The 25114-nt window shown below is 51.0% G+C and carries 26 protein-coding genes and 1 tRNA gene; 16 read left to right on the top strand and 11 right to left on the bottom strand.

Annotation, left to right across the window (positions count from 1 at the left end; translation table 11 throughout):
- The first annotated feature begins 17 nt into the window (after nucleotides 1–17).
- Nucleotides 18–218 (top strand): hypothetical protein, encoded by a 201-nt coding sequence (locus EH198_RS12435; protein WP_124695867.1) that lies wholly within the window; start codon nucleotides 18–20, stop codon nucleotides 216–218.
- A 132-nt stretch (nucleotides 219–350) separates the two neighbouring features.
- On the opposite strand, the gene EH198_RS12430 is transcribed toward EH198_RS12435, so the two are convergent.
- Nucleotides 351–1982 carry a response regulator gene (locus tag EH198_RS12430; RefSeq protein ID WP_185702859.1) on the bottom strand — a complete coding sequence of 544 codons (1632 nt, stop codon included), beginning with the start codon at nucleotides 1980–1982 and terminating at the stop codon, nucleotides 351–353.
- Nucleotides 1975–3822 carry a cache domain-containing sensor histidine kinase gene (locus tag EH198_RS12425; RefSeq protein ID WP_124695865.1) on the bottom strand — a complete coding sequence of 616 codons (1848 nt, stop codon included), beginning with the start codon at nucleotides 3820–3822 and terminating at the stop codon, nucleotides 1975–1977. Before EH198_RS12425 ends, EH198_RS12430 begins: the two co-directional genes overlap by 8 nt.
- Before the next feature lie 184 nt (nucleotides 3823–4006).
- Here EH198_RS12425 and EH198_RS12420 point away from each other — a divergent pair, with 184 nt between their 5' ends.
- The 6 genes from EH198_RS12420 to EH198_RS24365 all read left to right on the top strand — a co-directional run bounded on the left by EH198_RS12420 (nucleotide 4007) and on the right by EH198_RS24365 (nucleotide 9828).
- On the top strand, nucleotides 4007–5338 hold the full coding sequence (locus EH198_RS12420; RefSeq protein ID WP_124695864.1) for an ABC transporter substrate-binding protein: 1332 nt from the start codon (nucleotides 4007–4009) through the stop codon (nucleotides 5336–5338).
- A 91-nt stretch (nucleotides 5339–5429) separates the two neighbouring features.
- Complete coding sequence (locus EH198_RS12415; protein ID WP_124695863.1) at nucleotides 5430–6311, top strand: carbohydrate ABC transporter permease; 882 nt, start codon at nucleotides 5430–5432, stop codon at nucleotides 6309–6311.
- 11 nt (nucleotides 6312–6322) lie between these two features.
- The gene (locus tag EH198_RS12410; RefSeq protein ID WP_124695862.1) at nucleotides 6323–7144 is read left to right on the top strand and encodes a carbohydrate ABC transporter permease; all 822 of its coding nucleotides are present in this window, start codon (nucleotides 6323–6325) and stop codon (nucleotides 7142–7144) included.
- Between the two features lie 5 nt (nucleotides 7145–7149).
- On the top strand, nucleotides 7150–8853 hold the full coding sequence (locus EH198_RS12405; RefSeq protein WP_185702858.1) for a glycoside hydrolase family 66 protein: 1704 nt from the start codon (nucleotides 7150–7152) through the stop codon (nucleotides 8851–8853).
- Between the two features lie 55 nt (nucleotides 8854–8908).
- Nucleotides 8909–9430 carry a hypothetical protein gene (locus tag EH198_RS12400; RefSeq protein ID WP_124695860.1) on the top strand — a complete coding sequence of 174 codons (522 nt, stop codon included), beginning with the start codon at nucleotides 8909–8911 and terminating at the stop codon, nucleotides 9428–9430.
- A gap of 161 nt (nucleotides 9431–9591) precedes the next feature.
- Entirely contained in the window at nucleotides 9592–9828 is a 237-nt protein-coding gene (locus EH198_RS24365) for a hypothetical protein (protein WP_148091501.1), read from the top strand.
- Nucleotides 9829–9842: 14 nt separating this feature from the next.
- On the opposite strand, the gene EH198_RS12395 is transcribed toward EH198_RS24365, so the two are convergent.
- Complete coding sequence (locus tag EH198_RS12395) at nucleotides 9843–10259, bottom strand: MarR family winged helix-turn-helix transcriptional regulator (protein WP_124695859.1); 417 nt, start codon at nucleotides 10257–10259, stop codon at nucleotides 9843–9845.
- A gap of 222 nt (nucleotides 10260–10481) precedes the next feature.
- On the opposite strand from EH198_RS12395, the gene EH198_RS12390 reads away from it, so the two are divergent.
- From EH198_RS12390 to EH198_RS12380, 3 genes are all read left to right on the top strand, one after another.
- On the top strand, nucleotides 10482–11960 hold the full coding sequence (locus EH198_RS12390; RefSeq protein ID WP_246014247.1) for an MDR family MFS transporter: 1479 nt from the start codon (nucleotides 10482–10484) through the stop codon (nucleotides 11958–11960).
- Nucleotides 11961–12038: 78 nt separating this feature from the next.
- Nucleotides 12039–13136, top strand: a complete 1098-nt coding sequence (locus EH198_RS12385) for an ROK family protein (RefSeq protein ID WP_246014246.1) — start codon at nucleotides 12039–12041, stop codon at nucleotides 13134–13136.
- A 37-nt stretch (nucleotides 13137–13173) separates the two neighbouring features.
- Complete coding sequence (locus EH198_RS12380) at nucleotides 13174–13740, top strand: sugar O-acetyltransferase (RefSeq protein WP_124695858.1); 567 nt, start codon at nucleotides 13174–13176, stop codon at nucleotides 13738–13740.
- A 136-nt stretch (nucleotides 13741–13876) separates the two neighbouring features.
- Here the strand turns inward: EH198_RS12380 and EH198_RS12375 are convergent.
- Nucleotides 13877–13948: transfer RNA gene (locus EH198_RS12375), tRNA-Val, on the bottom strand.
- Between the two features lie 428 nt (nucleotides 13949–14376).
- On the opposite strand from EH198_RS12375, the gene EH198_RS12370 reads away from it, so the two are divergent.
- On the top strand, nucleotides 14377–15558 hold the full coding sequence (locus tag EH198_RS12370) for an NAD(P)-dependent malic enzyme (RefSeq protein WP_246014244.1): 1182 nt from the start codon (nucleotides 14377–14379) through the stop codon (nucleotides 15556–15558).
- Between the two features lie 152 nt (nucleotides 15559–15710).
- On the opposite strand, the gene EH198_RS12365 is transcribed toward EH198_RS12370, so the two are convergent.
- From EH198_RS12365 to EH198_RS12345, 5 genes are all read right to left on the bottom strand, one after another.
- Nucleotides 15711–16505 carry an ATP-binding cassette domain-containing protein gene (locus EH198_RS12365; protein WP_124695856.1) on the bottom strand — a complete coding sequence of 265 codons (795 nt, stop codon included), beginning with the start codon at nucleotides 16503–16505 and terminating at the stop codon, nucleotides 15711–15713.
- Nucleotide 16506: 1 nt separating this feature from the next.
- The gene (locus EH198_RS12360) at nucleotides 16507–17217 is read right to left on the bottom strand and encodes a GTP-binding protein (RefSeq protein WP_124695855.1); all 711 of its coding nucleotides are present in this window, start codon (nucleotides 17215–17217) and stop codon (nucleotides 16507–16509) included.
- Nucleotides 17214–18212, bottom strand: coding sequence for an ABC transporter substrate-binding protein (locus EH198_RS12355; protein ID WP_185702857.1), 999 nt, complete (start codon nucleotides 18210–18212; stop codon nucleotides 17214–17216). Before EH198_RS12355 ends, EH198_RS12360 begins: the two co-directional genes overlap by 4 nt.
- 241 nt (nucleotides 18213–18453) lie before the next feature.
- Nucleotides 18454–19044 carry a P-loop nucleotide/nucleoside kinase family protein gene (locus EH198_RS12350; RefSeq protein WP_124695853.1) on the bottom strand — a complete coding sequence of 197 codons (591 nt, stop codon included), beginning with the start codon at nucleotides 19042–19044 and terminating at the stop codon, nucleotides 18454–18456.
- Nucleotides 19045–19078: 34 nt separating this feature from the next.
- Entirely contained in the window at nucleotides 19079–20002 is a 924-nt protein-coding gene (locus EH198_RS12345) for an AEC family transporter (protein WP_124695852.1), read from the bottom strand.
- A gap of 179 nt (nucleotides 20003–20181) precedes the next feature.
- On the opposite strand from EH198_RS12345, the gene EH198_RS12340 reads away from it, so the two are divergent.
- The 3 genes from EH198_RS12340 (at nucleotide 20182) to EH198_RS12330 (ending at nucleotide 21293) form a co-directional block, all read left to right on the top strand.
- Nucleotides 20182–20418, top strand: a complete 237-nt coding sequence (locus tag EH198_RS12340; RefSeq protein ID WP_124695851.1) for a hypothetical protein — start codon at nucleotides 20182–20184, stop codon at nucleotides 20416–20418.
- A gap of 114 nt (nucleotides 20419–20532) precedes the next feature.
- Nucleotides 20533–20976 carry a GNAT family N-acetyltransferase gene (locus EH198_RS12335; RefSeq protein WP_124695850.1) on the top strand — a complete coding sequence of 148 codons (444 nt, stop codon included), beginning with the start codon at nucleotides 20533–20535 and terminating at the stop codon, nucleotides 20974–20976.
- 80 nt (nucleotides 20977–21056) lie between these two features.
- Nucleotides 21057–21293, top strand: coding sequence for a DUF3892 domain-containing protein (locus EH198_RS12330; RefSeq protein WP_124695849.1), 237 nt, complete (start codon nucleotides 21057–21059; stop codon nucleotides 21291–21293).
- A 71-nt stretch (nucleotides 21294–21364) separates the two neighbouring features.
- Here EH198_RS12330 and EH198_RS12325 read toward each other — a convergent pair whose 3' ends face one another.
- Entirely contained in the window at nucleotides 21365–22102 is a 738-nt protein-coding gene (locus EH198_RS12325; RefSeq protein WP_124695848.1) for an MBL fold metallo-hydrolase, read from the bottom strand.
- A gap of 285 nt (nucleotides 22103–22387) precedes the next feature.
- Here EH198_RS12325 and EH198_RS12320 point away from each other — a divergent pair, with 285 nt between their 5' ends.
- Nucleotides 22388–22945: a copper amine oxidase gene (locus EH198_RS12320; protein WP_124695847.1), complete on the top strand. Its 558-nt coding sequence runs from the start codon at nucleotides 22388–22390 to the stop codon at nucleotides 22943–22945.
- Nucleotides 22946–23038: 93 nt separating this feature from the next.
- Nucleotides 23039–23398 (top strand): DUF1292 domain-containing protein, encoded by a 360-nt coding sequence (locus EH198_RS12315; protein WP_124695846.1) that lies wholly within the window; start codon nucleotides 23039–23041, stop codon nucleotides 23396–23398.
- Between the two features lie 154 nt (nucleotides 23399–23552).
- On the opposite strand, the gene EH198_RS12310 is transcribed toward EH198_RS12315, so the two are convergent.
- Nucleotides 23553–25028: an aminotransferase class I/II-fold pyridoxal phosphate-dependent enzyme gene (locus EH198_RS12310; RefSeq protein WP_124695845.1), complete on the bottom strand. Its 1476-nt coding sequence runs from the start codon at nucleotides 25026–25028 to the stop codon at nucleotides 23553–23555.
- Nucleotides 25029–25114: the final 86 nt, after the last annotated feature.

Raw genomic sequence — 25114 nt, 5'->3', positions numbered from 1 at the left:
GTTCCGGGAGGTGCGCCATGCCGAAGAAATATATTGGATATACCGTCGAAATTGTATATCTGGACCGAAGCGGACGCTTGTCGCAGCGGCGGATTACGGTCAACGATATCCGGGGCGGTCTGGTCCGGGCTTCCTGTTTGGCAACGGGAAGTCCGCGATCGTTCCGGCTGGACCGCATTTTGGCCTGGAGACCGGCGGGAGGAGAGCGGGCGTCGTAAAGGGACACCGCTAACCGTAAATCGGACCCGCAGATATCGATTCGCTTAAACCTTGCGGCTCCATGCAAAGAGGCTGTGTTAATCGATATTTGCGATTAACACAGCCTCTGACACCCGCGAAGAGAGCGGGGATTAAAGAACGGGCCATTCCGTATGATCCAGGTGTTTTTCCTGATATTCGCCCGGAGGCATGTGATGAAATTGTTTAAACACATGCGAGAAGTGCTTTACGCTTACGTAGCCGACCTTCTCCGAGACGTCGTATACTTTCATGGCCGGACTTGCCTTGAGCAGCTTCGCGGCTTGCTCCATCCGGACCCGGGTCAGAAATTTGATATACGATTCCTGCATCGTTTTGTGAAAGATACTGCTTAAATAGCCCGGGGAGATTCCGATCTTTTCGGCGAGCAGGGCAAGGCTTAACGGTTCCGCGTAATGGGAGTAGATATAAGTCCTGACCCGGCTGACGATGTCCTGTTCATTCTCGTGTACAGGCTCTTCCGGGCCGCCTCTGGTCAGGCAATGAAAGATTTCCTGAAACAGCCCGAGTACGGCTTGGATGGAAAGCTCGGGCGGATTGCCGTGCATCTGCCGGAGATGTTGATAGGCGCCTTCCATGAATCCGCTCTGGCGTTCCAAGATCCCATTCGGAAGCAGCCTTAGCAGATGGAGCCCGAACTTCATGACATGAATGGGGCCAAAGTGCGGCAGGTTTTCAAAGAAGCGCTTCACCGCCATTAAAAAAGCAGCCTCATTCCCGTCCGGGATGGCAAATTGTACAGAGGCTAACGTCTGCTCAAGAATGGCGAGACGCTGAAGCTGAACGTCCCCGTACCGTTCATTGAACAGGAAAGGCTCCTCCGAGAACAGGCGATGGTTAAGAGTTTCAATGGCTTTGGTATGGGAGTACTGCAGATGAAACAGCTCGGATTCAAAGGTTCCGAAGGCGCCGGAGACGGTAATTCCGGTATTGGCAAGCATGGCGGAAGAGACTTTATCATAGAGCGAGCGGCATTTATGCTCAATATCGTTTTTATCTTCGCCCGTCACCAGCACGCAGATGTGCTGATCTTCGTCCAGGAAGACGAATCCCGAGCCGCTTACTTCGGACAGCTCGCCCGTCATCTGATTGAGAATAAAGCGGAAGATGGGAAAGTCGCCGTAAGGTATCCCTTTTTGAGCGAGCCGGTCTTCATCCAGATCCAGCACCATAATGAGGCCTTCGGTTTCAATCAGCTGCACTTTCAGGCGGAAGACCAGCGGATAAAGGGCCTTGATCTCCACGCTGTTTTCGCTTACGAGGGCCTTCAGGAATTGTCTGACGACCTGCGTCTGGCTTTCCTTGGAGACCTTCCCCATAGCCAGAACAGCAAGCTCGTCATGGAATTTGCGGTCCAGCTGCGCGGTAACCTGCATCAGAGCCTCGACCAATTCATCATGGACTACAGGCTTCAGCAAATAGTTCTGCACCCCGAAGCGGAGAGCTTCCCGGGCAAGCGAGAATTCATCAAAGCCGGACAAAATCAGGATAATGGGCGGATTCTCCGTTTGGGCCAGCCGTCCGCACAGCTCCAGTCCGTCAACGACGGGCATTTTAATATCGGTAATGACCAAATGGACCCGCATGTTCTGCAGCATTTCCCAGGCTTCCTGCCCGTCCATGGCTTCCCCGGCGACCTCCCAATCCGGATGATTCGAGGCGATATGCAATCTCAAATATTCGCGCACGAGCGGTTCGTCATCGACAATCAGCACTTTATACATCCTCGTCGCTCCTTCCGAATCCGGTTTCGGGTAAAAGTACATATACAGCGGTTCCCTGTCCCTGCATGCTGTCGACCTTAATTCCATAACCGGAACCGTATTTTAATTTAATCCGTTTGTTCACGTTAAGCAGGCCGATGCCGGTTCCTGCCCGGATACCGTCCGCGTCCGGATCTCCGGCAGACGGATGCTCCGAATGGGCCTGCTCCAGCTTGCCGCGAAGCTTTTGCAGCGTTTCCGGGCTCATTCCTTGCCCGCTGTCCCGGATCGTGAACAGAACCTCGCCGCGCGTGGTCTTTTCGCCGGAAATAAGAATGCTGGTCTTTTCGCGTTTGGCTTCGCAGCCGTGAATCACCGCATTCTCGACGATCGGCTGAAACAGCAGGGCGGGAATGGGCATTCCGTACAAATCGGGATCGACCTTCAGCCCGAATTCCAGTCTGCCTTCGTAGCGGCTGCTTTGGATGCTTAAATAAGCTTTAAGGAGATCCAGTTCCTTCTCCAGCGGAATGTCTTTGTCCATCCGGGTCATGCTGCGAAGCATGCTGCTTAATTTATGGAGATGGTCGATGGCTTTGTCCTGCTTGCCGGTCTGCATCTGCATGGATATCATATTCAGCGTGTTGAACAGAAAATGGGGCCGGATCTGGTTGTGAAGCGCCTGTACCTGGGCCTCCTTCTGGAGCAGCTCCGTTTCGTATACCTGCTTGACCAGCTGCGTATTTTCCTCCAGCATTTCGTTTACCCTGGTGACCAGACCGTTGAAGGAGGTGCCGAGATACCCCATCTCATCATTCCGGTGCGCGGGAAAAGAAACCTGCAAATTCCCCTGCTCCACTTCTCTCATTAATTTCACGATATTCAGCAGTGGAGCCAAAAAACGGCGGACAAAGAAATACATCAGGATAAAAGCGAGCAGAGAGCAGGCCAATGCGATGAAGAAGCCGAAGTTTCTCGTTTCCGTTGCTTTTTGATTCAATTCCTTGATGGAACTGACGGCGACGATCGTCCAGTTGGAGCGCGGGAGCAGCGTTGAATTGAGCAGGTAGGAGGTGCCGTTCTGTTTAATCGTCATCGTCGGTTTCCCGCCCGCTTTGACTTGATTGAACAAGAATTCGGCATTTAACCGATCCGTGCTCCGGTAAATCAAGTTGCGGTTGTTGTCCAGAATAAACAAGCCTCCGCCCGAACCCATGTCGACCTTGCTGCAAATGACCGCAATGCCGTTATAATTGGCGTCCACCTTAATGGCCCCGAGTATTTTCTCCGTATCCCGGGTGCTCCGCAGCTGCTTTACGATGGAAAATACTTTGGGACCTCCATTTTTCACCATCTGCTGCGTGTGCGTGGGCACAAAGATAGAGTCCTGTGTATTCATCGCCTGCTTATACCAATCGAATTCCTGAAAGCGGCTGGCGTAGTCCACGCTGATGGGCATTCGCCCGACCGTATAAATTTCATCCGTCAAAATAAAGACCCGATTGATATCTTTCCGTGGATAAATCATCATTTCTTCGAGATAATTGTCAATGAAGCGGCGCTTTTTCAGCTGGGCCAGTTCGGAAGCATGCACATCTTCCTCCAGGGTCTGCATCACGCCGTCGTTCATATAGGGCGACAAGGTAAGGCGGAACAGATCGTCCAGATAAGTGTCGACATTATAGGAAACCTGGGCGATGATTTGCTGCACCTGGTCAGAGGATTGTTGTTCAAAGTCCATCGTGTATTTGGAATAGGACAGAATGGAATTCAGAAAGACCGAACCCAGAATGAACAATACGGAGAAAAAGAGCAGCTTTTTTTTGATACTCCAGTATCGGTAGCGTTTCCATTTGTACATATCCCACTCCCCCCAACATCAGTGTATCGGTTTATTGTATGCGCTTCAATTCGTTTTTCGGGAATCTGCAAAAATCGCACCCTTGTGTAAAAATGCGGTGTTTTGCGTCAGCGCATTCCCCCTTATGATGAAAATGTAACAGGGAACACAATCAGAGGCCAGACAACAAAAGGGAGGATTCAATATGAGAAGAAAGAAACTCGGTTTGCTGCTCAGCGGCGTAATGATGCTCGGCTTGCTGGCAGGCTGCGGCGGAAAAAATGCGGATTCACCGAACCCAAGCAGCAGTGCCGGCATGGCTCAGGAAACGGGCCCCAAAGAAACTGTAAAGCTGAAGTTTTTTACCGGCAAAGTGGAAACGGTCGATTTAATGAACACCCTGATCCAAAAATTCAATTCGGAAAACCCGGGAATCGAAGTAGAGCAGGAATATCAAAAGGACGCAAGCAATGTGATTAAAGTGAAATTCGCTTCCGGCGACATTCCCGACATCACCACGGTTGTAGAGCAGGATTATATCGATCAAGGCAAATACCTGGATCTTTCGAACGAGCCGTTCTGGCCGAGAGTGCTGCCTGCGGTTAAAGAGCTGTCGACGGACGTGAAGAGCGGCAAGCAGTATCAGGTTGCAACGAACGTGACGATGGCCGGTATTTTTTACAACAAAAAAATATTCCAGGAGCTGGGGCTGAAAGAAGCGTTGACCTGGAACGACTTTAAAGCGAACCTCCAAGCGGTCAAGGACAAAAAGCCGGATGTGACTCCGTTATTTATCGCAGGAAGAGAGTCGTGGACACTTGGACATCTGATTGAGTTCCTTGCTCATGGCATTATTAAGCAGGACCTGGGCGTGAAAAGCTCCCGTGAAGCCTTCATTAACAATGAATCCGATAAATTGAAGTTCGATCAGGAGAACGGCCCGATTGATACTTTCGCCAAACGTCTGCTGGAGCTTCAAGAAGCCGGTCTGATGAACAAAGACGCCCTGACCGCAACGTACGACAATCAGAAGGAAGCGTTCGCTACAGGCAAAGCCGCGATGATCAGCCAAGGAATGTGGGTGGTTGCGGATCTGCTTAAAATTAGCCCCGACTTCCAGATTGACATCGGGTTCAGCCCATACCCGTCCATTCAGGACGGAACAAAGCCGGTCGTCCTTTCCGCGGACGATTCCAGATATGCGATTACCGCCGAGTCCAAGCATCCGGAAGAAGCGAAGAAATTCCTTGAATTCTTATTGCAGCCGGAAAATTTGAAGACCTATAGCGAGTTCCTGAAATCGCCTCCGGCGTTCACGGATGTGACCGCGGATTGGGGTCCGCTTAAAGACCAGGCCAATCAGGCCTTGAGCAGCGGCGTCAACATCGCTTTCACCGATTCGCCGTCGGGCTTCTCGGGCGACGATGCCGGCAGAATGGTGCAGGAACTTCTGGCAGGCCAGTATTCCACTTCCCTGGATTTTGCCAAAGCCTACAAAGACGCCTGGGACAAAGCCTGGAAAGCGACGCACAGATAAAGGGATAAAACGTTTGATAACGCCGGGACCCGGAAGCCGCAAAAGCGCAAGACATAAGCCGGGCCCCGGCAATGGATTGGAGAGAAATAGGATGATTATACTGCGTAAGTTATGGAATAACCTGCATCTTTTTATGGCATTGCCGGCCATCCTGTTGTTTGGACTGTTCTTTATTTATCCGCTGGCGCAGGGAATCGGGATCAGCCTGACGGATTCCAACGGTATGTCGGCTCCGCGTTTTATCGGACTGCAGAACTTTGTCGACTTTTTCCATGATGCCCGGGCGAAAAAAGATGTGTACAATACGGTCTTCTTTGCGATTGGAAGCGCTCCCTTGCTTAATTTATTCGGCTTCTTGTATGCGTTGATTCTGGATCGTCCGTTTAAAGGAAAAGGCTTTGTGCGTGCGGTTGTCTATTTGCCGGCAGTCATCAGTCCGCTGATTATGGGGTATGTCTGGTATTTTATCCTGCAGCCGGACCGGGGCTTTCTCTATCATTTGCTGGAAAATCTGCATCTGGGCACGGGGGGGAGCGACTGGCTGGGCAATGCACATTCCGCGCTCATCGTGCTGGTGTTCATCAATGTGTGGCAGTTCGTGGGGATGACGATGATTATTTACCTGGCGGGTCTTCAGTCCATTCCGAAAGAGCTGTACGAGGCCTGCGAAATCGATGGCGCCGGGTATATGAAATCACTCTGGTACATTACGATTCCGATGGTCGTTCAGTCGATTAAAATCAATGTCGTGACCAATATTATCGGGTCCCTGTCCGTCTTCGAAGTCATCATGGCGCTGACGGACGGAGGGCCGGGCTATAGCACGGAATCGCTGAGCATCTATATTCTTCGCATGCTGTACGGAAGCTTTACCGGCTATTCGACAGCGGTAGCGATGGTTCTGTTCGCCATGATTATTATTCCCGTCTTCATCTTTATGAGATATATCAATAAGAAAGAGTTTGAAATGTGAGGGCCGCCGCTATGAAAAATACTCGAACATTCGGTAAATACGCCTTGGTAGCTGGCATGTCGCTGCTGTCCTTAATCCCTTTTTACATCCTGCTGTACTTGGCGCTGAACAAGCCATCCCGCACTTTGTTTAACGGTCTGTCGCTGCTGCCCGATTTCAATTTTTCCAATTTCTTGGAAGCGTGGGCAACGTCCAAGATGGGACTCGCCACAGTGAACTCCCTGATTATCACTATAGGCGGTGCGATCCTGATTATTCTTGCGGCAAGCTCCGCGGGCTACGCCATTGCAAGGTACAGCAACAAATTTCATCAATCGGTGTTCAACCTGCTGCTGATCTGCATGATGATTCCGGCGATTATTATTACCGTGCCTCTTTATACGCTTATGAAATCGATCGGCGGCATCAATACGCATTGGGCTATGATCCTGCTCATGGCATCGAACGGCATTCCCTTTTCCGTATTCCTGTATGCCGGCTTCATTAAAGTGCTTCCCCGGGAAATTGAGGAGTCCGCCATTATTGACGGCTGCACGCCGTTTACGTCCTTTTGGAGAGTCACGTTTCATTTTCTGCGTCCGGTAACGGCGGCGGTCGTCATTTTGCAAGGGCTGGCGATTTGGAATAATTACGGCCAAGCCGTATTTTTCCTGCAGGGCCAAGACATGAGGACGATCCCGCTTGCCGTGTCCATGTTCTTTCAGCAGTACGGAGCGCAGTGGAATCTGATGGCAGCCGCCGCCGTGATCGGGCTTGCGCCCGCTGTCGTTGCTTTCTTGATCTTCCAAAAGTATTTCGTCAAAGGGATAACCGCCGGAGCGGTGAAAGGATGAACCGTATGTTTCCAACAATTAAAGACGCCTATCCAAACAAGGCCCAATATATAACCGGAGAACCGGTATGCATTGAGGTCGAACTGAATAATCCGCTGGAGCATGAAGTTCGGATTCATCTAACAGCGGAGATTGTATGCGAGAACAGCGTGTTGGACAGCCAAGCCTATGATATAGTAGTGGGTCCGTCAACGGTTTCAACACATCTCCTGGCTTTTGGTCCACTCGATGAAGCTTTTCGCGGATATGGCGTGGACTTGCTGCTTACGCAGGACGAGGCGGAGCCTGTGCGCTTTTCGACCGCCTTTGATGTCGTTTCGAGCTGGCGGCAGTCGCCGAGATACGGTTTTTTGAGCGATTTTCATTCGCGTGAGCAGGGGGATGCGAAGGATGTAGAGAGCCTGAATAAGCTGCATATTAATCTGGTGCAATTTTACGACTGGATGTACCGCCACGACGAACTGGTTCCACCTGAAGAGACCTTCAGGGATTTGATGGGCAGAGAGCTCAGCCTTAGGGTGGTAAAGGAAAAAATCGCGCTCTGCCACTCCTACGGGATGAAGGCCATGGCCTATGGAGCGATTTACGCCGCCAGCAAAGATTTTTACCGGGAGCATCCGGATTGGGCGCTGTATTACGGGAACCGAAAAGCCGTCGATTTCATCGATATTTTTACTATTATGAACATCAGCGAGGAGTCGCCCTGGCATCGCCACATCATTGGAGAATACAAAAAGGCGATCGAGCAGGTCGATTTCGACGGGATTCATATGGATACGTACGGTTATCCAAAGACGGGCATTTCAAGACTTGGCGGCGTGGAAAAGGTGGAGCGCCTGGAGAAGCAATTCCCCGTTCTGATCGAGAACACCCGCAAGGAGCTGAACAAGACCAAAGAGGATATCGGCCTGATCTTCAACAATGTAGGCAATTGGCCGGTCGATACGGTGGCGGCAGCCGCTCAGGATGCCGTATATATCGAGGTATGGAATCCTTATGAAAAATACCATCATATTCAGCAGATTATTGCCTGGGCGCAGCAATTCGGTCATGGAAAGCCGGTCATTCTCGCCGCCTATTTAAAGCCTTTCCGGCTGGAGCCTCTGGAATCCATTGATAGAGCACATGCCGCTGCGCTGCTGCTGTCGGCGGTGATTTTCTCGCACGGGGCTTACCATTTGCTGCTAGGAGAGAACAACGGAGTGCTGACCCAGGGGTATTACGTCGATTATTCGGTGGCGGGCGATGCCTTCATGCGGGAAATCCGGAATTATTACGATTTTATGGTCCGCTACGTTCATTTGCTGTATGATCCGTCTTTGCGCGACGTCTCGATGACGCATGTGGAGGGAGACAATCTGGAGTACGTATTCGGTGGCGCGCCTTATTCCACGTATGGCGAAGCCGGCAAAGTCTGGACCGTGGTCCGGGAGAACGAAAAGATGAAATTGATTCAATTCATCAATCTGACGAATAACGCCGAGGATTATTGGAACGAAGGAAAGAACCGGCCGGTCGAGGTGAAAAATCTGAGCGTCCGCGTTCAAGTCAGCGAGCCGGTTCGTTCCGTATTTACGGCCAGCCCTGATATTGACATGGGCAGACCGAAGGATCTGGAATATTCCATTGAAGAAAGTGAACGGGGATATACGCTTTCCGTTACCGTGCCCAGCGTGTATCAATGGAGCATGCTGGTGATTGGGCATTGACCGGGCGCAGCAGATAAGGTCGAAATTGTGGTATTATATGGAAAGGAGGGATAATATGGCATTAGCGGTAATGAACAAGCGTGAATTCGATTCGCTGGAAGATGAAAGATTGGGCTGGGCATGCATGGAGACGACCTTCAACCAAATCCGCGCGAAGGATATGTCGGTGAAGGCCAAGGTAATATCCGAACTTTCTGAGGGACAGCGGGCGCTATGCATGTTCAAAGTCTTTTACGGTCATGCGAAGAACTCGGACATGGAATATTACGGCTGGATCTCCCATCTGCTGCAAAATCCGGACATGTGGTCGGGAGTGATGAACGGATTAAGCTTTTTTGGCGATACGGGGATGCTCCGATTGCTGGAAGAAACGAAAGAAATACTGGAGACTAGAAACCGCAGGCTCGGCTTGGAGTGGACGGATGCCGTAATTACGGACCTTGATCATGATATAGAATTGAACGCCGAGGTAAAGCGGCTGTACCGGCAGTTTCAGCAGATTTCTCCGGAAAGTCTTAAGGCAATCGCCGCTCATATCCGGGCAAATGCCGATGAGTTTGTGAGGTTCGAGGGATAAACACTACATACAAGCTCCCTATTTTGCGCCCGCTATGCGGGCGTTTTTTTCGGCCAATTTCCCTTATCGTGACTCCCCTTATTGATTTTCCTTTGCCATTAGCCGTGTATTCCCAGCCGTTGGCCAAAGAGTGACCACGACCAAAGCACCTTGACATTGAGATGAAAAATGCTTATTTTTGCTCCCAGTTTGTATCCGAAGCGCTGCGTAAAAGCGGCCTTTCCTTATGGGATCGACCCTCGACGCTGGTGACGCCTAACGATTTCCTTCACCATCCTGCATTCGAGACGGTCTACGAAGGTCATCTGTACGATTACCCGCTTCTTAAGCGGGAAAGGTTAAAATACATACGAAAAGTAAAGGAAACTTCAACCGAATGGGAAGAGCAGGCGGTTTAATGGAAGCGGTAGAGTTATTTGGCAAGATTAGTGTTAAGTCTCGCCAGCAGTTCACCGAAAGTCCGGCATTCCTGCGGCGACCATTCATTAAATATTTGCTCGTATCTGTCCAATCTTTTTTTTCTCGCCTCGGCAAGCCTCTGTAAGCCCAGTTCGGTGATCTGAAAATAGCTCGATCTTCCATCCTGCGGATCGGGCACCCGCTCTATGTATCCTTTGAGTTCAAGCACACTTGCCTGTCTGCTTATCGTGGAGGTGTCCAGGCCGAATTCTTCCGCCAGCGCCTTAACCCCAGCATTGTCGTGGTTGGACAAATGGTACAGCAGGGTGTAGCTTGAACGGTCCAGACCGCCATGCTTTTTGTCCAGGGAGGCGCGGCGAATCAGTTTCAACATCTCATTACTAATGAAATCCAAATTTTTATCTTCCATTGTACATTCCGCCCTTTATTTTGTACTCTTCTCCATATTATAAGTGAAAATACCTGCCACAAGTGAAATTACATAATTATCAATGAAAATAACATGAAAAAATCATTTTGATTTTCAACCAATTAGTTGTATAATACACCTATATTAATTAATTGTATCCTACACCTAAATTTTAAACAAATCTAATTTTTAGTTTCGGTGCAGAATAGAGGAGAGAAAGCATTGAATAATCAAACGGCCAGGAATTCTTCATTTTGGCTCATTATTTTAGCGATTTTTTTCGGCAATTTCATGTCCATCCTAAGCTCCACAACGATTAATGTGGCTTTCCCGGTGTTTATGAAAGATTTTCATGCGGAGGTTGGCTCTGTTCAATGGATGATTACCGGCTATCTGCTGGCAACCGGGGTTGTCGCTCCGGTCGTCGGCTATTTTGGCGATAAGTGGAGCTATAAATATCTGTATGTGTTTGCCTTATCGGGCTTCACTGTCTTCTCCGGTCTATGCACGATAGCCTGGAGCATTCATTCCTTGATCGCCTTTCGCATCCTGCAAGGAGTGTTCGGCGGTCTGATCATTCCCACAACGATGACGATGATCTATCAGTTCATTGAGAAGGAACGGCAGGCTTTTGCCATGAGCTTATGGAGTCTTTCATCCATGCTTGCCCCGGCATTCGGGCCCACACTTGGCGGCTGGCTTACCGGATATTTCGGCTGGCAGTCGCTATTTATCATCAACCTGCCTATCGGAATCGTTGCCATTACGGCAGCGCTCAAATGCCTGCCCTACCACCGTCAATCGAGCGGGCTCAAGACATTTGATTTGCCCGGCTTCATAACAGTCATTCTAAGCAGCGCATTGATTATCCTAGCCTTCAGTGAAGGCAATTCCTGGGGCTGGACTTCGTGGCAGACGATATCCTTGCTGCTAATCGGGGTGGCTGCATTGACCTATTTCATCCGCAGAGAGCTATCCCTGAAGGAGCCGCTGCTCAATCTGAAGGTGTTCCGGCAAAAGCGTTTTACGTACAGCTTGATCATTAACTGCACGATTACCATCTCATTATATTCAGGAACGTTCTTGGTTCCGATTTTTCTGCAGGAGATTCAGCAGTCCACTCCGTTATTAACGGCCCTGGTTCTTCTTCCGGGCTCGCTGGCGATGGCGTTTCTATCTCCGGTGGTCGGCAAGCTGTACACCAAGGTAGGTCCGTTCTGGCTTATTCTTAGTGGTATCCTGCTGCTGGTAATAGCGACTTGGCAGCTCGGTCATCTTACGCTGGCTGCAACCCACGTCTATGTAGCCTCTTGGATGACGCTGCGTTATGTAGGGATTGCCCTTGCTTTTATGCCGGTTACCAACGCGGGGATGTCCGCCATCTCGAAGGAATATACCGGCCATGCCTCTTCTGTAACGAACTGGGTGCGTCAAGCCACAGGAGCGCTGGCCATTGCGATCTTCAGCTCTTTGCTGGCTACGAGATCCGCGTCTCATATCAAAGCGCTGGCCGAAGGAGGGGGGAGCTCTTTTCTGCTGAAGGCTCAAGGCATGGCGATGGGCGTTCAGGACGTGTTTCTAGTCGCTACATTAATTGGCATCATTGCGATTCCGTTAACCTTTCTCATAAAAAAACCGAGAACCGGCAAGACTGCCGACATTCTTAAGAGCTCAACTGTGAACAGGAAAGCGAACGGTTGAGATTATAAATCATAATTAGCAGCCTCTTAGAGCCCTTGCCAGGGTTTTGAGAGGCTGTTTTTTAAAGAGGGAGTGTTTGTGTTTGGATGGACTTATTATTATACTTTTAATAACTATTATCAAAAGTTTTGGGAGGTGAAGGAAATAAATCAGATTGCCAATAACTCCATTCGGGTAAAAGAGATCAACCGGGAACTTATCAAGCAGGCTTTGAAAGCGATGAAGCAGGGAACGAAATCCATGATTTCACAGACAACCGGCCTAAGTATCGCAACCTGCGGAAATATTCTCAATGAATTGCTTAAGACCGGCGAGGTTATAGAGACTGAATTGGAAGTATCAAGCGGCGGCCGCCCGGCAAGACGGTTTGTCTATAACGCCGATTTTTCATATATAGCATGCATCTATGCCAAAACGCGAGACGGCCTGCTTTCCCTGACTTATGCGGTGGCCAACTCCGTTGGCGAACGTGTGGACGGCGGTTACATGGAGATGAAGGTCCTCGACGCGGCAGCCATTGATCACTTGACCGGAACGCTCATCGAAAAGTATAACCAGATCAAAGCGGTTGGAATCGATATTCCGGGATTCGTCCATCAAGGGGTCATCAATATTTGCGATGTTAAGGAATTGATCCATGTTCCTCTGGAGGCACTTCTTAAAGAGAAATACGGAATTGAAGTTACAGTGGAAAATGATATGAACCTGACCGTTTACGGTTTCTATAAAAATCAGAATTACGATGAGGATAAAACGATCGCCGTCGCGACCTTTATCAAGGGCAGCTTTCCGGGCGCGGGGATGATCATTAACGGGCATATTCATAAAGGAAATACCCAATTTGCCGGGGAAATCTCATTTCTGCCGTTCGGCATCTCGCGTGAGGAGCAATTCATACGGCTCAATCAGCGTGATACGTTCATCCCATTGGCGGCGCACACGATCATGTCCCTGGCTGCTGTTATTAATCCCGAGACGATTGCCCTGACCGGAGATCAAGTCGTGCCGGAAGATTTAGTGCCGATCTTTAAACGCTGCCTGGATACGATTCCAGAGGAACATATGCCTGAGCTGATCATTCTGGATCGTCCGGACGAGGATTACATGAACGGCTTGATTGCATTCACACTGGAAAGCTTGGCCTATTCTTTGCAGCTTGTAGAAAAGCGGCGTTAAAGGGCACCATATGAATTGGAAAGGGAGGGAACTTACGATGACAATCAAAACCGAAAAAGAAAAGATGCTGAATGGGGAACTGTATCATGCCTCCGACGCACAGCTGATGAAAGAACATGAGTATGCGCGAAAGACAGTGCGGCTATATAATCAGACTACCGAAACCGAGACGGAACTCCGGACGAAGCTTTTAAAAGAACTGTTTGGTTCCACGGGCGAAAAATTGAGCATGGAACCCAACATTCGGTGCGATTATGGCTATAACATCCATGTCGGAGAAAATTTCTACGCCAACTTCGATTGTACGATCCTGGACGTTTGCGAAGTTCGAATCGGGGATAACTGTTTCTTGGCTCCGGGCGTACACATCTATACAGCGACACATCCGATCGATCCATTCGAGCGCATCGCCGGCCCGGAGTATGGGAAGCCGGTCAAGATTGGGAACAATGTCTGGATCGGCGGCAGAGCCGTCATTAACCCTGGCGTTACGATCGGCGATAATGCGGTAATCGCTTCAGGAGCCGTTGTCACCAAAGATGTTCCGGACAATACAATTGTCGGCGGTAATCCGGCCAAAATAATTAAAAAGATCGAGCTATGAGGTAAGGGACAATTCTAAAAATTCCGTTCCCAATCCGTTCCCAAATCTGAAATTGGACGTTTTAAATTCCCCCTTTAAAAGCAGACAAAAAGAAAAACCCCCTTATAAAATAAGGGGGTTTTCGCTCTGAATCGTATAGGACGGATGGGGATCGAACCCATGACCCCTACCCTGTCAAGATAGTGCTCTCCCGCTGAGCTACCGTCCTGCAACGAGATTTATAATATCATAAGGCAGGAGGAAGATGCAACTGTTTTTTTAATTTCGTCCTTTATTATCGTTTGTGCCACTGCAATTACGAATATGATCGTAATCAGACGAATGTATTGCCGTATGCGCCAATATCCGCTAGAATCGGAGAAGTGAATTCTGTTGTTACGGCTGCTTTTTATTGAACGAAATACAACCGGACGAACCATTCTTTTAGAAAGAATTTGCGATAAGTTCAAAAGCTTATCCGTCAATGTGATGCATGTGGCGGAAATCCCTCAGGGTAATGTGATTGAATTAAGAATTATAGATAGAAATACCGAAAATATAAATAGAAATGATTAGGGAGAACAGCGTCCCGATTCAGGATAAATTGAGAAAGACCTGAAAGATGAAACGGTTAGCCAATTACCAGGAGGGAAAACCATGAATGTGGAGGAAATCATGCTGCTTCATCAAGGCGGCAAACTGGAAACAACGTTGAAGCATCCGATCGAATCGATGGAGGATCTGGCCAAGGTCTATACGCCGGGTGTAGCCAAAGTATGTCAGGCGATCGCTTCGGACGAGGATAAAGCATATGAGCTGACTACCAAAAAAAATACAGTGGCGGTCATCAGCGACGGTACGGCGGTATTGGGACTTGGCGACATCGGCCCGAGGGCTGCCATGCCTGTCATGGAAGGAAAGGCGGCTCTGTTCAAACAATTTGCCGATGTGGATGCGGTCCCGATCTGCCTGGACACGAAGAGCACGGAAGAGATTATCGCGATCGTCAAGGCGCTCGCTCCCACGTTTGGAGGCATCAATCTGGAGGATATTTCTTCTCCCCGCTGCTTCGAAATTGAGCGCCGCCTCAAGGAAGAGCTGGACATTCCGGTGTTCCACGACGATCAGCACGGTACGGCCATTGTTGTACTGGCAGGCCTGCTTAACGCGCTGAAGGTGGTAGACAAAGACATACGGGATGTCAAAATTGTCGTGAACGGCTGCGGCGCGGCAGGCATATCGGTTGCGAAAATGCTGCTGGGCGCAGGAGCCGAAAATCTGATCGGCGTTGACCGGGAAGGCGCCATTAACCGCCAGAACGTGTACGACAAGCCTCACTGGACCGAATTTGCGGAGCTGAGCAACCCCCATCTGGAACAAGGTTCTTTGTCCGACTGCATCAAAGGCGCGGATGTATTTATCGGGGTGTCGGCGCCGAATGTGCTGAAGATCGAAGATGTTCAGAGTATGGCTAAAGATCCGATCGTATTCGCAATGGCTAATCCGACGCCGGAGATTGATCCCGCTCTTGCGGCTCCATATGTAAAGGTTATGGCAACGGGACGCTCCGATTATCCGAACCAGATTAACAATGTGCTCTGCTTCCCAGGCATATTCAGAGGAGCTTTGGACTGCGGCGCCAGCGACATTAACGATGAAATGAAGCTTGCGGTTGCGGAAGCGATCGCGTCGGCTGTCGACGCTTCTGAGCTGAATGAACATTTTATCATTCCTAACGCTTTCGACAAGCGGGTCGTAGAATGCATTCGTAAGGCGGTAGCCGAGGCGGCAATCCGAACCGGAGTTGCGAGAAAAAATTTGCTGACCACCGTGTACTAAATCAAGTGAAAGGCAGCACATTCTGCCGGATGAACGAGGTCTGACTTTATCTATAGTTATAATAAAAAGCGAACCGGCCAACGAGGGGCCGGTTCGCTTTTTATTGTTGAGGCTTAAACGGGAGAGTAAACGAAACGTCTCCCTCGAAAGATTTAAGAGATCTTGAACCCCGGGCCTTCCAGCCGCTCGCCTCTTCGCAGCTTCTCGCGGACAGCCATGATGGCGGCGTCCGCTTTCTGCAATTCTTCAAGCAGTTCGGATTCACCCTCGTCGCTGCGCAGGACATCGGCGATGCCGCCGCTCTTCAGCACAATCCGGCTGTGGGCGAGCAGCGCCAGTATCGGGTCATGGGTCGCCATCAGTACAATTTTCTGATTCTGCACGAGAACATCCAGCGCCTGCCTGCGGTCGATCCCCGCGTTCTCGATTTCGTCGATCAGCACAATCGGGCTGTCGGAAAGAACAGCGGTATCCGCGATCATCAGGGCGCGCGATTGGCCGCCGCTCAGCGCGGTCAGCGGGGTGTCCGGATGAATGGGCTCCCCGGTCAGCCGGTTGGCCTGAGAGACGACGCTGCCGATCAGTTTCTCCAGTCCCGCCTCTTCGAAGCTGTTGTCGCGGCACTCCGCATGCATGGAGATAAACTCCGCTACCGTGGCGTCCATCACAAAATTCATGTTCTGGGAGAGCTGAGCGATCAGCTTCCTTCCCCAGGCGAACCTCAGCTCGGATGCGGGCGGCTGATCGTTAATCAGGATGCAGCGCCCGCTCGGCGTATCCCGCTGGGCGATATATTCGATGTCGGCCAGCAGCCTGCTCTTGCCCGAGCCGGTCGGTCCGACCACAGCGACAAGATCGCCAGGTACCAGCCTCAGGTTCACATCCTCGGGTTGGCCTGATTTGGAACGGCCCCCAAGAATCGTTATGGATTGAATGCTATCCGTCATGTTAGCTCACCTCCGGGCGGGGAACATCGGGAATGGCAATGCTCTTGACATTGCCCATTTGATAATCACTCCCGATCTTGGTTTCGCCCAGGCAGTAGGAACAGACCGCGGCAGGCATCGAGAAACGGAGCTTCCGTCCGTCCAAAGTATCGATATCCTGCGCCTGCGTCAGCAGGGCGCCCAGGCGCTCCTTACCCTGTCCCGTCAGGCCGTTAATCTGCAGCACCTCGGCTCTGGCATTCACTTTGCGTACCTGGTACTGGAACACCTCGCGCTCGGCCTGGGAAACGATGTCACCCTTGGTAATGGCGACGATGTCGGCCTGTTTGAGCAGAGGACCCATTTTGGTCGGGGTATTCGCCCCTGATAAATTATCAATGACGCAGACCGCCAGAGCCTGGCGGATAAACGGGGAACAGCGATTGCACAGTCCCGCGCTTTCGCTGATCAGAATATCCAGTTCAAGCGATTGCCCCCACCGGGCGCAGGCTTCGATATTGGTAACAAAATAATGATCCGGGCACAGGTTGCCTGCAAGACCGAGAAGCACCGGCACTCCTTTGGCACGGTAGCGCTCATCATCCTTGGACGCGACGCAGTCGAATTTGACGACCCCCGCTTTCAATCCCTGCTCCTTGAACCAATCGATCACACGCAGAAGCATGGAGGTTTTGCCGCTCGACGGCGGTCCGGCCACGGTTATGAGCTTCATTGGTCAGTCCCCTGTTCAAAGCCTTTGTTAAAGGCGGCGTTCGCTGCGTCCGTCAAAGTCTGAATATCCCGGTTCCAGACAAGGTCCCATCCCATCCACAGCAGCTTGCGCTCCGGGAACGATGATGCCGCCGATGGATGAGGCGATGGGAAAAAGGCCTGCTCGCACAGCTCCGCCGTCTCCGCGCCAGTGAAGAAGGAGGCCAGACGGCGTCCCGCCTCGGACGAACCGCGTTTAGCCAGCAGGAAGACCGGACTTGCGATCGCGCCTTCCTCGGGCCATATGATATTAACCTTATCCCGCTTGCGGATCATGTTTGCGTAAAAATACGGCATGACGTAAAGAGCCGTACCCGCCTCATTGTCCGTACCCGCCAGCTTTGCCATTTGACCCGGGTGAAGTCCCTGGCGAACCGACCGCCCGAACCCTGTCAGCGTATCTTCGCCGAAGCTCTGTCCTATGGTCAGCAGCACCGTCTCGCAAAAGGTGCCGTTATGGCCTCTCATCGTCACCTGCTTCCGGTAGACGGGATTCAGCAGATCGCTCCAGGATCGAGGTTCGGGAATATCGCCAAGCTTGGCTTTGTCCGCGACGATGACCAGCGGATTCACGCACATCAGCGTTACCCTGCCTGTCGGATCTTTCATCCCGATTTCCGCGAACCGCTCATTCGGCGCGTACCCGGCGGCATCGGCGAACACGTCTTTGTCAAGAAACCGGGTGCGGAAGTCCGGGTGGAAAAAGCTGCTGATCCCCGGCGTAATCACGACATCCGGCAATTCATCCGCAGAATGAAACTGATCCACCGTTTTATAGAAGTCACTCTGATTGGCATTTCCTTCGAATGCGAGTTCTTCCGGGTCCAGATCGGACCAGAGCCCCGAACTCTGCTGGTGCAGAAACGTTTCTTCAAGAGGCACCTTAAGCGGACAGGGCAGCATGGCAAGCAAATGGCGGGGTAATTTCTCTTTGACTTGGGCCGTTCCAGATTTCATATTCATTCATCCTCTCATTGCCTTCGGTTTGAAGACGCGCTTGTAAGTTATGTTTAATTATAAATAGCGGTGATTTGTTTCACAATTTGCGCAAGGTCAAAATGTTTGACAATACTACAAACATTCCCTCATTAACTTAATTTAGACCGGCAAGCATCAGGACAGAAGGGGGAATTATGAAAAAAGCGGAAACGGAACGAAAGATTACAGCGGGAAGGAGACGGCAAAACGAAGAGCGGCGTTATTCCTCCGGATAGACAAAACGTTCGACTGCGTCCGCAGCAAGTTCCGGGTCCGGCCCGGAATTATCAAAGTACAGGATGGAGGAAGAGGGAAGCGGCCATTTTACCGTGCGGCTGGCAAGCGAGGAACGGAAATCGTCCCAGTGGCGCAGCTTCCAATCATCCAGTCCGGAACGTCTTGCGGTAATTCTCTCCTTATACAGCTTCTCATCGGACAGGCTGACAATGACCGCTTTTACCTCGACATCAGACAGCGAACGCCCGATCCCCGCCAGCTCGCGCGCAATCCATCCTTCATCCTCGGCTTCTTTCGTAAAAGGGCCTACCACAACGCTGTCGACATCCAGTTTGACGTTGTCCAGAGCGGCGTCCATCGTTATCCGATACCCCAGATCGCGGCACAGCCTCTTGTAAGCCTCGGAATCCCGGTCGGAGGGGTCAAGTCCGTGCAGCTTCATAATCGCCTCCGCGGCGGGCCGCAGCAGAATATCCATGTCGAAGAAGGCTGTTTTTCGTCTTGCTGCCAGCGCCTTAGCCAGCGTGGTCTTGCCGGCTCCAGCTCCCCCGAGGAAAAATACGAGCTTATTCATTGGCTATTCCTCCCTGTATGTAGTTCATCTGATCTTACCCTAACACTCGGGCCAGCGAAATTAAACCGGTAATCGTAATGACATTCAGAAGTGTCGAAATCAGCACGGTCTGGGCCGCGAAGTCCGGCTCGTTATTGTATTCCTCGGCCAGAAGGGAAGCGTTGACGCCGGTCGGCATGCCGGAGGCGATGATCAGAGCCTGGGCGGGAATGCCCTTGATGCCGAGCGCCAGCACGAGCAGAATGCCGATTGTAGGGGCGGCAAGCAGGCGCAGCAGAAGGCTCAGATAAAGATCAAGCCGGGCAAGGCGGATCGGATATTTGACAATTTGCGCTCCAAGCGTGAGCAGGGCGACGGCAACCATCGATTCCTGGGCGTAAGTGAGCGGTTTAGAAATGAACAGCGGCAAAGGCACGGAGAAAGCGTGTAACAATAATCCCAGCACCAGCGCGTAAGGAACGGGCATTTTGAGAAAACCGATAATGACAATCCGGTAATTCCCCTTAAGCTTGGCCCGCTGAATGGATATGACGCCATAGGTAAAAGTAAGCAGGCTCTGCAGCGCCATAATCAGCGACTGAAGCGAAGCCGCGAGGGAGTCACCGTGGAACGCCAGCTCATTGACCGGCATCCCGTAGTTTCCGGCGTTATCGAGCACTACGCTGTTCGTAAACGCGGCTTTCATGCTTGTTGAGTATTTTAACGAGCGTGTAAGTGTAAAGCAAAGAATATAAAGAATGCCTATGTACAGCGCGTAGAAGCCGACCATAAGGCCAAGGAGCGAAGCCGACATTTTCGAGAGGTACATGCTCATAAACACGGCGGCGGGCGTTATGTAATAAAAGTTGATTTTGGCCAGCGTATACAAATCCAGCCGAAACAGCCGCTGCAGCAGCGATCCGGCGCCAATCAGAATAAAAACAGGAAGCACAACCTGAAGTAAAATCTCACCTACCACGGAATCAACTCTTTTCAATATAAAAGTATGAAGATATTTGGCTATAAACGTACGGTCAAACGTAGCTATTATAGCACAATTTGACTTTTGGCAGAGAGGCATTGGTTATAAAACGAACCGGATTCGTTAAAACTATTGGACAAACCTGGATATGTAAATCCGAAGAAAGGAGTCGGACTATGAAAATAAGACAACTGGGACTTGCCGCGGTCTCCGGCGCGCTGCTGTTTGCCGCCTCCGGCTGTATGTATCACAACGAGGTGTCCACCGACCCCGCCTTTTCCGATTCATTCGATATATCAAGTATTTCAAATCCCGGAAGAGGGCTTGGAGAAGAGCGCGATCCGCTGGCTCCGGTGTTGAAGGATGTATACTCGAAGTCCATTCCGGATGACGTATACTCGGACGGCCGTTAACATCAAGCGGAGCACTAAGCCGCTCTCTTCCCTTTCGGCTATACAGCCAAAATGATATTCAGTATAATTGTTTAATTGACATTATCGAGTCTAAAGAGGGGAGAATCCACAAAAATGGCGGCGGAGATTGTGCGCGTTACAACAGAGGAGCAGCTGCAGCAGGGGCTGGATATCCGCAAAAAGGTATTTGTAGAAGAACAAAAGGTTCCCGTGGAGGAAGAGATCGACCGTTATGATGTGATTGGCCCGGATGCCTATCACATGCTGATCGTTGACGGCGGGGTTCCCGTTGCCACGGGAAGATTGACATATTACAGAGAGGGCACCGCAAAAATGCAGCGGATCGCCGTGATGAAGGAATACAGAGTCAAGGGCTACGGACGGGTTCTTCTGTTGGCGCTGGAAGAGCTGGCCCGGGAGCTGGGACTAGAAACGTCCATCCTTGACGGACAGTGCCAGGCCGAATCGTTCTACCGCAGGCTCGGTTACGAGGTTATCTCCGAGAAGCCTTTCTACGATGCCGGGATATTGCACGTGCGGATGCAAAAAAAATTATAGGTCCGCATAACCGACCCGCCTGCCGGACAATCTAAGTGGTGCCTTGTTTTGGCAAATTTGAGTGTAAGGAGATTGTCCAGATGGTGAACGGAGGACGGGAACGTTTTGTGGCAGTTCAAAAAAACGGTGACGGAGATTTGACCTCGTTTCAGACCTCAACGGGCCGTGTGGTGAGCTATGAGCAGGCGCTGCAGGAAATTCAGGCCGGAGCGATAGCCGGTGTCAATGTGTTCAAAGGCAAGGACGGAGCCCCCCATATTAGAGGGGATGCGGACGGCGATCCGACCAACAATCTAGACCAGCTTCCGCTGTTTTAAGCGCAGCGCAATTGCACGGGACTGTCCGCGTGGCCGCAATGGTCATGGGCAGTCCCTTTTTATTTTGTCTTTTATAGTTCATAAATCACATGCTGCTCCAGAAAGTCCATTCCTGACGTCCGCCCGATGTAATCCGGCTTCTCGTCGCCGTAATGCATCAGGGAAATTCTGCTGCGGATGTCCTCGGGAAGACTCTTCAGTTCATCCAGGGTCGTATGAACGATACCAGGCCCTTCCAGCTGGCAGTCGTGATAAATTTTGCGGCAGCCGCGGCTTCGAACAAGATCGGTCAGAAGCTCAGGCTCAAACGTCATATCGGCACTGTAAAATACATCCTCGTTCAGCAGCAGCGAATAGCTGTCTTTGCCGGGTATGTGGGGTGTTGCGATCAGAGAGACGCTAATTTCAGACGAGAGGCGATAATTCGTATCCGGGAGCAGGGGACGGACATGAAAGACATCGTCGAGCGAAGTCGTTTTGCCCTCCTGATAGAGCCCGCCCATCAGGGTGTGCTCCCATAAGGGCTCGACGAGCGCTTCAGCAAGCAAAAGAGTCATTTTGCGGCCCGTTTTATGTCTCAGCGACAGTGCAAGCTCTTCCAGTCCGCCGACATGGTCGGCATGCAGATGCGTAATCAGTACGGCATCGATCTCCTCGAAGGAACGTCTCAGCTCGTGCATGGCCAGCGGAGCGGTAATGCCGCAATCGATCAGCAGGGTGTAGCCGCTGCCCAGCAGCAGGGCGTTATTGTTGAAATAGTTTTTCGCGAAGGCGCTGCCCGTTCCGAGCATTTGCAGTTTGACGGTCATCTTCGAATACCTCCCGGGTTAGCCATCTGTTTTATAGTACCAGCCGTTTGTAAACGCATGATGAAGTTTCCTATTCCAATAAAACAACTCGTTCCAAATAAAACAACTCGTCAAATCGGCTGTTTTTAAGCGATCCCATGGCGTCCCCTCTCATTTTAACCAAATTAACCCAAGAAAACCGACGATAAGCGATTTCAATGAAAATTTTGCCTAGGCAGGCGCAACTTGCCCAGACGGATGAAGTATATATTAACAGCATGAATTAGTATGGAGGTACGAGCGGCGATGAATAAAAGATGGAGAAAAGTGGCTGTATGCGTATTGGCATTTTCTCTGATGGGCGGTTCGATGCTGTTTGCCGATTCCGTCTATCAAAAAGTGCGCGTATGGAGCAACGGCAAGGAATTATCCGATGGAGGGTACCTGATCGATGGAAAAACCTATATACCCGCTCGGGAAATCGACGGGTTGGTGATTTGGAGCGACTCCGGCAAGGTGAAGATTCTTAAACCGAATGTGCACATATCCTTGTTCAAGGGCGATACCATTTTTGGAAAAGTCAAAGTGGGTAAGCTGAAGTTCAGGGCGCTGTGTCAGGTAGACAGTCTCACCGACGATATCGCAGGCGTCAAATTGTCGATTATCGATCCCTCCGGCAACGTCAAGGAACTCGATTCCAGTGATTTAAGTAGCGGACAGGAGGATAATTTCTGGTTCTCGACGAAAGAAATCACGTACGATTTTAAGGAGAGTGGCAAATACCGGTTTGGCTTTTACATGAAAGCGACTCGAAACGGTGATTATTCGCTCGTGTCCGAGAAGGTTGTTACTGCGCTCGATTAACGCTTTGCCCAGGTGCCTGTAAATTGACCTGGGCTTGTCTTACGTGTTACCATACCAAATGTAGGATAATTCAATTCAAAGCGAGGTATTTCAATGAGCGATCACAAACATGAGCATGGCGGAGAATGCTGCGGCGGACATAACCATGATCATTCGCATAGCCATGAACATGGCGACGCATGCGGCTGCGGGCACGACCATGAGCATGAGGAATTTGTGCTGACCTTGACGAACGAGCAGGGCGAAGATGTGGAAATGGTACTGGTGGAAACGTTCGACGTAGCCGACAAGCTTTATGCGCTGCTGCTGGAACGCGAGAACCCAGAAGCGGACGGCATCATTCTGCGCATGGAAGAAGAAGACGAAGAGATGGTGCTTTACAATATCGAAGACGAAGCGGAATGGAATGCTGTGGAAGCGGCTTATAAAGAGCTGGTCGCCCAGCAAGGATAAATTCGGACAAGATGTAGAAGAGGACCGGGAATATTCCCGGCGCCGACTCAAGAAAACCCGATACCTTATGATCAGGTATCGGGTTTTTGTATTGGCAATCCAGAAGAAACGGCTGCACGCTCAGCACTGAGGCTTTAGCTTCCGAAGTATTATTTTAGAAAATCGGGTCGGCTTCGACAATTACCTTAACATGAGTAAGAGTGCGGTCCTCAGGTCCCTTGACCGGAAGGCCGATCTCCACATGGTCGAGGATATAATGGATGTTATCCTGGGTAATAACTTCTCCGGGGAGCAATATCGGAATGCCCGGAGGGTAGACGTATATAAACTCCGCGATAATCCGGTCGGCTGATTCCTTGAACGGGACAAGCTCTGTGTCCGCATAGAAAGCATCGCGCGGCGTAAGCGCAAGCTGAGGTATCTCGGGAACCTGAACTTTAAGCTCATAGATGTCGCCTTTGCCGTAATGGATGGCAGAGAGCACCTTCAGCGCCGACAATAACTTATCTACCGTTTGCTGGGTATCTCCGGGTGTGATTAAGCAAAGAATGTTATACATGTCGCTCATTTCGACTTCGATATTATACTTCTCGCGCAGCCAGTTCTCCGCTTCCCAGCCCGTAATGCCCAAATGGCGCACGTGGATGCTTAGCTTGGTAGGGTCGTGGTCGAAGGTGGCTTCCGTGCCGAGAATCTCATTGCCGAAGCTGTACAGGCCTTCAAGTTCATTGACCGCTTCTCTGGCATATTTGGCCAGCGCAATCGCTCTGGACGCCATGTCATGGCCATTCAGGGCAAGGTGGCGTCTCGCCGTGTCGAGAGAAGCCAGCAAAATGTATGAAGTCGACGTCGTTGTCAGCATGCTGAGCATCGTCTGCACGCGCTGCGGGTTGATAAGGCCGGTGTCGGCGTTAACGTTGAGCACCGAGCTCTGGGTCATGGAGCCGCCGAGCTTATGAACGCTTGTGGCGGCCATATCTGCTCCGGCCTGCATCGCCGACATCGGCAGCTCCTCGTGGAAATGGATCAGCACGCCGTGGGCTTCATCTACCAGCACGGGAACGCCGTAGCTGTGGGCCAGCTCAACAATCGAGCGCAGATCGGCGCATACCCCGAAATATGTCGGGTTGATGACTAGCACCCCTTTGGCATCCGGATGGCGCTGCAGGGCCCGATTGAGCGAACTGGTTGTAATGCCGTGATCAATGCCGAGGTTCTCGTCCTGTACGGGAGAGACGAAGATCGGCTTTGCTCCCGAGAAGATAATGGCGGACATGACCGATTTGTGGACATTACGTGGTACGATAATCTTCTCCCCGGGAGAGCAGACCGACAGAATCATCGTCATGATGGCTCCGCTGGTGCCCTGAACGCTGAAAAAAGTATAGTCCGCTCCGAACGCTTCCGCCGCCAGGTTCTGTGCCTGGGCGATCACGCCTTTGGGCTGATGCAGGTCGTCAAGCGGCGCAATATTGATCAGATCTATGGAAAGGGCGTTGTCACCGATGAATTCCCTGAACTCGGGATCGGTACCGGCACCTTTTTTATGACCGGGAATATGAAATTGCACCGGATTTCCGGCAGCGTGCTTTTTTAGAGCCGTGAAGAGAGGGGTAAGCGATTGATCCATTAATACTCCCACAACCTTTCTATAACTGAAGTCGCAAACAAAGAGAAGTATAACAAAACAATCATCATAATACTAGGATGTGATGT

Source organism: Paenibacillus rhizophilus (assembly GCF_003854965.1).
Taxonomy (GTDB): Bacteria; Bacillota; Bacilli; order Paenibacillales; family Paenibacillaceae; genus Paenibacillus_AQ; species Paenibacillus_AQ rhizophilus.
Note: the sequence above shows the minus strand (reverse complement) of the source record. Positions and strands in the feature narration are given on the sequence as shown.

Bases quoted from the DNA above. Each gene is read 5' to 3' on its own strand.
- EH198_RS12435 (WP_124695867.1), top strand. From the start codon at position 18: ATGCCGAAGAAATATATTGGATATACCGTCGAAATTGTATATCTGGAC.
- EH198_RS12430 (WP_185702859.1), bottom strand. From the start codon at position 1,982: ATGTATAAAGTGCTGATTGTCGATGACGAACCGCTCGTGCGCGAATAT.
- EH198_RS12425 (WP_124695865.1), bottom strand. From the start codon at position 3,822: ATGTACAAATGGAAACGCTACCGATACTGGAGTATCAAAAAAAAGCTG.
- EH198_RS12420 (WP_124695864.1), top strand. From the start codon at position 4,007: ATGAGAAGAAAGAAACTCGGTTTGCTGCTCAGCGGCGTAATGATGCTC.
- EH198_RS12415 (WP_124695863.1), top strand. From the start codon at position 5,430: ATGATTATACTGCGTAAGTTATGGAATAACCTGCATCTTTTTATGGCA.
- EH198_RS12410 (WP_124695862.1), top strand. From the start codon at position 6,323: ATGAAAAATACTCGAACATTCGGTAAATACGCCTTGGTAGCTGGCATG.
- EH198_RS12405 (WP_185702858.1), top strand. From the start codon at position 7,150: ATGTTTCCAACAATTAAAGACGCCTATCCAAACAAGGCCCAATATATA.
- EH198_RS12400 (WP_124695860.1), top strand. From the start codon at position 8,909: ATGGCATTAGCGGTAATGAACAAGCGTGAATTCGATTCGCTGGAAGAT.
- EH198_RS24365 (WP_148091501.1), top strand. From the start codon at position 9,592: ATGAAAAATGCTTATTTTTGCTCCCAGTTTGTATCCGAAGCGCTGCGT.
- EH198_RS12395 (WP_124695859.1), bottom strand. From the start codon at position 10,259: ATGGAAGATAAAAATTTGGATTTCATTAGTAATGAGATGTTGAAACTG.
- EH198_RS12380 (WP_124695858.1), top strand. From the start codon at position 13,174: ATGACAATCAAAACCGAAAAAGAAAAGATGCTGAATGGGGAACTGTAT.
- EH198_RS12370 (WP_246014244.1), top strand. From the start codon at position 14,377: ATGAATGTGGAGGAAATCATGCTGCTTCATCAAGGCGGCAAACTGGAA.
- EH198_RS12365 (WP_124695856.1), bottom strand. From the start codon at position 16,505: ATGACGGATAGCATTCAATCCATAACGATTCTTGGGGGCCGTTCCAAA.
- EH198_RS12360 (WP_124695855.1), bottom strand. From the start codon at position 17,217: ATGAAGCTCATAACCGTGGCCGGACCGCCGTCGAGCGGCAAAACCTCC.
- EH198_RS12355 (WP_185702857.1), bottom strand. From the start codon at position 18,212: ATGAAATCTGGAACGGCCCAAGTCAAAGAGAAATTACCCCGCCATTTG.
- EH198_RS12350 (WP_124695853.1), bottom strand. From the start codon at position 19,044: ATGAATAAGCTCGTATTTTTCCTCGGGGGAGCTGGAGCCGGCAAGACC.
- EH198_RS12340 (WP_124695851.1), top strand. From the start codon at position 20,182: ATGAAAATAAGACAACTGGGACTTGCCGCGGTCTCCGGCGCGCTGCTG.
- EH198_RS12335 (WP_124695850.1), top strand. From the start codon at position 20,533: ATGGCGGCGGAGATTGTGCGCGTTACAACAGAGGAGCAGCTGCAGCAG.
- EH198_RS12330 (WP_124695849.1), top strand. From the start codon at position 21,057: ATGGTGAACGGAGGACGGGAACGTTTTGTGGCAGTTCAAAAAAACGGT.
- EH198_RS12325 (WP_124695848.1), bottom strand. From the start codon at position 22,102: ATGACCGTCAAACTGCAAATGCTCGGAACGGGCAGCGCCTTCGCGAAA.
- EH198_RS12320 (WP_124695847.1), top strand. From the start codon at position 22,388: ATGAATAAAAGATGGAGAAAAGTGGCTGTATGCGTATTGGCATTTTCT.
- EH198_RS12315 (WP_124695846.1), top strand. From the start codon at position 23,039: ATGAGCGATCACAAACATGAGCATGGCGGAGAATGCTGCGGCGGACAT.
- EH198_RS12310 (WP_124695845.1), bottom strand. From the start codon at position 25,028: ATGGATCAATCGCTTACCCCTCTCTTCACGGCTCTAAAAAAGCACGCT.